Here is a 2,782-nt window from a genome sequence, read left to right as displayed (position 1 = left end):
CAATTGCTCTCGGCACCGTTGCGCTGCAGGAAAGACTCGGCGCCCGGCCCGGGCGGCAGACCCACGGATGCGACCGTTGCGGCATCCGGCGTCATCGGCACCAGATCGCCGCCGGCATTGAACGCCGGTACCTGCCCTGCCAGACCGCCGACGATCGTGATCGGATCGGCGCCCACATTCACCCGCACCGCCCGGTCGACATCCCTGCGCAGTTCGCTCTGGGCGCTGGCCTGCTTGGACAGTTCCTTTTCCAGCTCGGCCGCTACCAGCACGCCGGCCTTGGTTACCGCCACGCTGCGCTCGGCCGTGCGGCGCGCCTGGTGGTACCAGCTGGTCGATGCCGGCACAGCCGCGCCGAAGGTCACCGAGAAGGTATCGTAGGCGGCGGCCGGATTGGTCTTGGCGATGGTGCAGCTCGCCGTGACATCGGTGTAAACCGTTTCGCCCGTGGCCTTGGCCCACACTGTCACGTCGGCGGTGTCGAAAACCTTGTACGTCGAAGGGCCGAACGGGCCGACCGTGCCATTGCCCACGGCAACGGCCGATTCGCGCTTCTCACGCGGCAGAATGTAGGGCGTCGCGGCCATGGCAAATCCTCAATGAATGAGGCTGCAGCATGGCTTGCGCGCGCGCGCGTCAATTGCTCACCGGGACGTGAAGGCGCCGGGCTTGATGAAATACGGGGTGCCGTTCTTTTTGGCGAGGCCGATCTTGGCCTTGAAGCTCTTGTCGGCGTCGGGGTCGAGCAGCCATTGCAGATTGTCGAGCACCAGGCGGTTATAGGCGCCGCGCGTTGCCCAATGCGAGGCGATGAACGGCGTGTAGCGGCCGAGGTAGCGCACCGCGTTGCGGCCGACATTCGTCTTTTCCCCCGCCGCAACGGCCTGCAGATTGCCGACCGTCAGCCCCAGCGTGTCCGACAGGAACGCCGGCACCGGCCCGGCCAGCGCTTCCGTCATCGTCTGGCCGAACCGGTTTTCGCCGGCCTTGACGAAATCGCCGAACAGGCCGAAGCCGCCACCCTGCAGGCCGGCGCGGATCCAGAAACTGCGGTTGGTCGCCGGGTTCATGTCTTCCGGTTTCTTGCCATCGAGCAGGCTCTTGAGCTGCATGTAGAACGCGCCGCCCAGCGTCAGCGGCACGGCCATGGCGGCGAAATAGGCCAGGCCGGAGCGCCGGCCCTTGCCGCCGCCGCGCAAGGCCGCCATTTCCCCGATCGCCTCGAGCTGCAGCGCGGTGAAGGAAAGCCCGAAACTCTTGTATTGCAGGAAGTAGTCCAGCAGCTCGCCGCCTAGCGTGCCGCGCTCTGCCTTGCCGGTGATCAGCGAACGGGCGTTCGGCGTGCCCGCCGGCACCGACCGTTCCGACCAGCTGCTGATGACTTCCGAAAGCTTCTCGGCCGCCGCCCGGTGCGCCAGCGCCTTGGCCTCGGCCATGTGCGCCGGCGATTGCAGCGCGCCGCCCGCCATGTCGAGATAGGTCACCGCGCCGCCATTCAGCTCGATCTGCCGTTGCGTGACGAAGCCGGCCGGGTCGGCCGACTGGCGCCAGATTTCCCAATGGTCGGGCGCCACGCCAAACCCTTCCAGCGCGGTGCGGAAGCGTGGGTCGAGCTGGGCGAAGCTCTTGTCGGCCATGTCGGCAATGTGCTGCTGCCAGGCGCGCGCCTCGACCAGCTTGCGGCCGACTGTCAGCGGCTGCAGCCCCGACCAGGTCACGCCGCGATCGGCAATCCAGCGCGACCACTCGGCGCCGACGGCCGGGCCTGCAAAGCGCAGCTCATCCTGCATCACGTGCAGATAATCTTCCCAGATGATGCCGGAACGGTAGATCTCGCGCCGGCTCTGCCCCGAAATCTGCTGCAGCATCTTGCCCATCGTCGCGGTGACCGGCAGGCCGGCGAGCTTGCGCGAAGCGCGGGCCACGAACGGATCGGTACCGGCGGCAAGAAACACCGTGCTGCCCAGCTGGGTGCCGGTCAGCGCGTTCTTGAGGCTGGAGGAAAAATTTGCAAGGCCGCTCGCCACTTCGCCCCGGCCGCGCATGTTCTGCCACAGGCTGTCGATGCGGTATTCGGCGACCTTGGCCTGACTGTTCTTGAACACCCTGGCCTCGGCGGCGAGGTTCGGCAGTCCGGCTTCCTTCTTGCCGATTTCGTGGCCGACCACCTGTTTCAGATATTCGACCATGCCGGCCGGGTTCGGCCCAAGGATTTCCATCGAGGCGATGTCGCGGGCCATGCCGTTGACGTGGTTGAAGATCGCCTGCACCACATCGCCGCGGCCGAATTTCTTGTTGTAATCGGCCCAGCTCGCGGCGTCCTTGAACACAAGGAACCGCTCTTCCTGGCGCTGGGTGGCAATCGCGCCCAGGCCGCGCCGCACGGCCTGCGGCGTCATGTCGGCGCGGCCCTGGCTGACAATGGTCGAATAGACATGGTCAAGCGCGGCGTCGATGCCGGCCGCGCCCACTGGCTGGTTGGTCAGCGGGTTGATGATGCGGTCGGCGTCGAGCAGGGGGCGGATCGCGGCTTTCCAGCCCTCGCGGCCGGCGGCCTTGACAAGCAGCCGGTCGTGGCTGTGCGGCAGGCCGAAATTCTCCAGCTTGCCGATCGCGCCGCCGGCGGCGTTGAAGCGCTGGCGCAGATCCTCGAAAACTTGGGACACGGCGCGGGCTAGCTGCTTGGCGGTGGCGTCGCCTGATGCCTCGCCGTGCAATTCCTTCACCAGGTCGCCTTCAACAGCCCGGTTGGCGCGCTTGCCCAGGAACCCCTCGCGCTCGA

General features: G+C 67.0%; 2 protein-coding genes. Both read right to left on the bottom strand.

Annotation, left to right across the window (positions count from 1 at the left end):
- Positions 1-587 (bottom strand): hypothetical protein (locus EOA36_RS32700; protein ID WP_145969437.1); only part of this gene is annotated, 587 nt, incomplete at its 3' end.
- 57 nt (positions 588-644) lie between these two features.
- Positions 645-2,782: hypothetical protein (locus EOA36_RS37505; protein ID WP_189553469.1), on the bottom strand; the 2,138-nt coding region annotated here is incomplete at its 5' end.

Source organism: Mesorhizobium sp. M8A.F.Ca.ET.021.01.1.1, assembly GCF_003998025.1.
Lineage (GTDB): Bacteria > Pseudomonadota > Alphaproteobacteria > Rhizobiales > Rhizobiaceae > Mesorhizobium.
The sequence above is the reverse complement of the archived record's forward strand: the minus strand, read 5'-3'. Positions and strand labels throughout refer to the sequence as shown.